Origin of the sequence: Desulfonatronospira sp. MSAO_Bac3 (genome assembly GCF_003838035.1) — a bacterium.
GTDB classification, from domain to species: domain Bacteria; phylum Desulfobacterota; class Desulfovibrionia; order Desulfovibrionales; family Desulfonatronovibrionaceae; genus Desulfonatronospira; species Desulfonatronospira thiodismutans.
The window spans coordinates 1-3519 of the sequence record NZ_QYZY01000119.1; the positions used below are offsets into that span (position 1 = coordinate 1).

Below are 3519 nucleotides of genomic sequence, written 5' to 3' on the forward strand. Positions count from 1 at the left end.
AAACCGGGAGCCAGGACAAAAATGTTTTTCTCTTAATCAATCTCTTAATCCTGTTAATCCTGTCAAAAAAGCTCTTTTCTTTATTGGGTTGCGAGCAAAGCCCGAGTTAGATTTTCTGACTGAAAGGCAGCTTCAGGGCATGGGCCAGTTCCAGCTGCAGCACCAGGGCGTCTTCACCTGTGTCGGTGTAATACTTCTCCCGCCTGCCCACTTCCTTGAATCCGCAGCTCTGGTACAGTCTTATGGCCGGGACATTGGACATGCGTACTTCCAGGGAAATCCACTGCACCCCGTGTATGCGGCAGTAGTCCAGAAGACGAGACCACAGCCGAGTTTGTTGTTCGGAAAACAGCCTAATAGGCCGGGCCAGCCAGACCCTGATGGGCCGGATCCAAACCCAGCAGGAATTCCTGGCATGGTATGCACAAGATGCCATCGATCATCAGACGCTCCCGGCCCAGGTATGCCAGGCAGGCCCTGGCCTCCGGATAATCCTGGCAAAAAGTCTTTAAAGAGCGCAGGTCCTTGCTGTGGATGGATCCTGATCTCTTGACTTCCACGGCCCAGAATGTATCCGGACCATAGATCACAAAATCCACTTCACTGCCGGACTTGGTCCGCCAGTAATACAGACGGGCCGGAGTTTGCCGGTAGGTTGCCCATGCCCGCAGATTCTGGGCCACGAGTCCTTCCAGGGCAGGGCCTTCAATCTCCTCTGGTCTATCCAGGGGGCCGGAAGGACGCAAGGAGCGGTACACGCCCACGTCAAAGAAATAGAACTTTGCATGCCTGACCAGATGGCGCTTGGCCCGCCGGGTAAACACGGGCAAACGGAAACACAGCAGCAGATCTTCCAGAATGTCCAGGTAGCCCTCCGCGGTCTTACGGCCCACCTGGCATTCCCGGGCCACCTGGGCCAGGTTGAGAATGCTGCCCTGGGAAAAGCTGATGGCCTCCAGAAATCTGGAGAAGGCACCTATGTCTCGCACCAGGGCCTCGGCCTGAACTTCCTCGTTCAGGTACAGCGAGGCATAAGTCCGCAATACCGCAGCGGGGTCAGGGGCCGACGTCACCAAGGGGACCATTCCATACCGCAGGGCGTGCTCCAGGCTGAAGGCCGAACCCAGTTCCGCGGCCATAAAGGGGTGCATGAATGTTTCCATAAGACGGCCAGCCAGAAGATTAAACCCTCCCCGCCGCAATTTGCGAGCGCTGGAACCAGTCAGCACGAAACGCAGTTGCCGGTCCGACTCAATCATGGCATGAACCACGTCCAGCAGGGCTGGAGCCTTTTGGATCTCGTCGATCACCACATCTCGGGCCGCCGGGTTTCCAGCCACCACCTGATGCAACCGCTCGGGCCGTGCCCTGTACAGACGCTGCGCCTCAGGATCGAGCAGATCGATCCATACGGCATTCTCCATGGTCTGCTCCAGCCATGTGGATTTGCCGGTTCCTCTCGGCCCGAACAGAAAAAACCCGTATTGAGGCTCGCGGAAAAAACGAGGTACATTTTCCATTTTTACTTCTTTTAAGGAAAAACCAGTTCCATTTTGAAAGATATATAGCTGGCAACAAAGAATAGCATAGATTGGCTGGAACTTGAGAGCTGCCGCTCAAACAATTTTGCTGTTTCCATTTATATGCCCCTCCTCTTTATACATCATGGGTCAGTACCGTCCGGCCGGCATTGCCCATAACTATCCGGAACTCCTGGGCCGGGTCAGCGGCAACCAGGTGGAGACCCTGAATAAAAAAGCCCGCAAACTCGGACTGACCAACCTGGACCAGAGGTCTTCGGGCATTTTCAGGTTGCTGGTTTAGTGGCTTACTCCTGAAACGCTGTCACAAAAAACAATAACTACGCGAACCACGCTAAGAAGCGTGGCAGGACGCGTGGCAGGCCTTGGACAGGATTACCCCAGTTGAATGGAAGAGATTCAACGGGGCAAGCAGGATAAGCAATCAGCGGCCCCGGTGAAATCAACTGCGCTGTCCTTCGGAATTTCACAGGGCAAGCCGGAAGCCGCAGATTGCATTAACCATCCAGCACTCACTTTCTTCTTCATGAGTGCCGGAAAAAAGTGAGTGCTGGAGTGATTACCTTTTGGCCTGGCTTCCGCCTGTCCCGTTTTACCCGGTTAAACACGGCTATGCCGTAGACCAGAGGTCTGTTTAACTGGGTGAATTGCTCGCAGAGCAAGCCCCAAGGGCATTAAACCGGGAGCCAGGACAAAAATGTTTTTCTCTTAATCAAGCTCTTAATCCTGTCAATCCTGTCAAAAAACTCTTTTATTTATTGGGTTGCGGGCAAAGCCCGAGTTAGATTTTCTGACTGAAAGGCAGCTTCAGGGCATGGGCCAGTTCCAGCTGCAGCACCAGGGCGTCTTCACCGGTGTCGGTGTAATACTTCTCCCGCCTGCCCACTTCTTTGAAACCAAATCCCTGGTACAGGCTTATGGCCGGGACATTGGACATGCGTACTTCCAGGGAAATCCACTGCACCCCGTGTATGCGGCAGTAGCCCAGAAGCGCCTTCATGAGCTTTTTGCCAAGCCCTTTTTGTCTTTTTCCGGGATGCACGGCCAGGTTCATGATCTCAGCCTGGTCCCGGACATGCAGAAATGAAAGATAACCCCTGAGTTCACCGCATTCCATCATCCCCAGCACCTTGAAGTGCTCCCCGGTCATGAGCCGGCTGAACTGTGTCTCATCCCAGGGCAGGGTGAAACACTGCGCCTCCAGCTTCAGCAGTTGCCGGATGTGCGACTGGTTCAAGAAAACTATACACAGTTCCTGTTCCACAAGTTCAACCAAAGATTTCAGTCAGAGCCTTTCGTCTGAACGTAAATATTTCCTCCAGCCTGGGCCGGACCAGCAGGACATGCAGAGGCGATGCCAGAGGGCCCAGGTAAAGGGAATAGTGCACCAGGTCCGTTACCTCCACCCCGCCCTGCGCTTCCTTGAGCAAATGCTGATGGTGCCAGAACCGGTAAGGCCCAAGTCTTTGCTCATCCACGAAGAAATACGGCTTCTGCACCTGGGTGATCTCAGTTAACCAGCGCATGGGAATGCCTGCCACTGCCCGGATCACGTATTCAATGATCATCCCGGGGTACATTTTTTCATCCGGGGCAAAACGTATGTCAAAGCAGAGCCAGTCAGGCGTAATACGGCAAAGGTTTGCCGGTTGGGAAAAAAAATCCCACGCGGTGTTGACATCCACCGGAAGAATTTGAGTATAATGCAGGCGATAAACCATCCATCCCCCCCCCTTGATCAGGCATGAATCAAAAGTTGATCTTTACCATTTGATGAGATATTTTCAATAATTAATCCATACTGGAAAGTTAATAGTTATCAGTTAATTGTTAACACTACAGCGAAACTTATAAAATTTGTATCTGTTTAGCGCTTTGCATGTGGCATGGGGACTGGCTCTTCCGGGACCCACTTGTCCCAAAAAATGAGATATTTTAAGCACAAAATGATGCTCAAGTGGGTCCCGGAGTGCCTGTC

Annotated in this window: 6 protein-coding genes; 2 read left to right on the plus strand and 4 right to left on the minus strand. The window is 52.8% G+C overall.

Annotation, left to right across the window (positions count from 1 at the left end):
• Window positions 1-106: 106 nt before the first annotated feature.
• Window positions 107-436: a GNAT family N-acetyltransferase gene (locus tag D5S03_RS04345; protein WP_287042789.1), complete on the minus strand. Its 330-nt coding sequence runs from the start codon at window positions 434-436 to the stop codon at window positions 107-109.
• Window positions 354-1520, minus strand: coding sequence for an ATP-binding protein (locus tag D5S03_RS04350; RefSeq protein ID WP_008868646.1), 1167 nt, complete (start codon window positions 1518-1520; stop codon window positions 354-356). The genes D5S03_RS04345 and D5S03_RS04350 overlap by 83 nt, the downstream gene beginning before the upstream one ends.
• A gap of 145 nt (window positions 1521-1665) precedes the next feature.
• Between D5S03_RS04350 and D5S03_RS04355 the strand changes: the two genes are divergently transcribed.
• Both D5S03_RS04355 and D5S03_RS04360 read left to right on the plus strand, forming a co-directional pair.
• Window positions 1666-1824 carry a hypothetical protein gene (locus D5S03_RS04355; protein ID WP_008868647.1) on the plus strand — a complete coding sequence of 53 codons (159 nt, stop codon included), beginning with the start codon at window positions 1666-1668 and terminating at the stop codon, window positions 1822-1824.
• A 105-nt stretch (window positions 1825-1929) separates the two neighbouring features.
• On the plus strand, window positions 1930-2088 hold the full coding sequence (locus tag D5S03_RS04360; protein ID WP_153305055.1) for a hypothetical protein: 159 nt from the start codon (window positions 1930-1932) through the stop codon (window positions 2086-2088).
• Window positions 2089-2322: 234 nt separating this feature from the next.
• On the opposite strand, the gene rimI is transcribed toward D5S03_RS04360, so the two are convergent.
• Entirely contained in the window at window positions 2323-2805 is a 483-nt protein-coding gene (gene rimI / locus D5S03_RS04365; RefSeq protein ID WP_287042790.1) for a ribosomal protein S18-alanine N-acetyltransferase, read from the minus strand.
• Window positions 2806-2809: 4 nt separating this feature from the next.
• Window positions 2810-3262: an SRPBCC family protein gene (locus D5S03_RS04370; RefSeq protein WP_008868649.1), complete on the minus strand. Its 453-nt coding sequence runs from the start codon at window positions 3260-3262 to the stop codon at window positions 2810-2812.
• Window positions 3263-3519 lie beyond the last annotated feature (257 nt).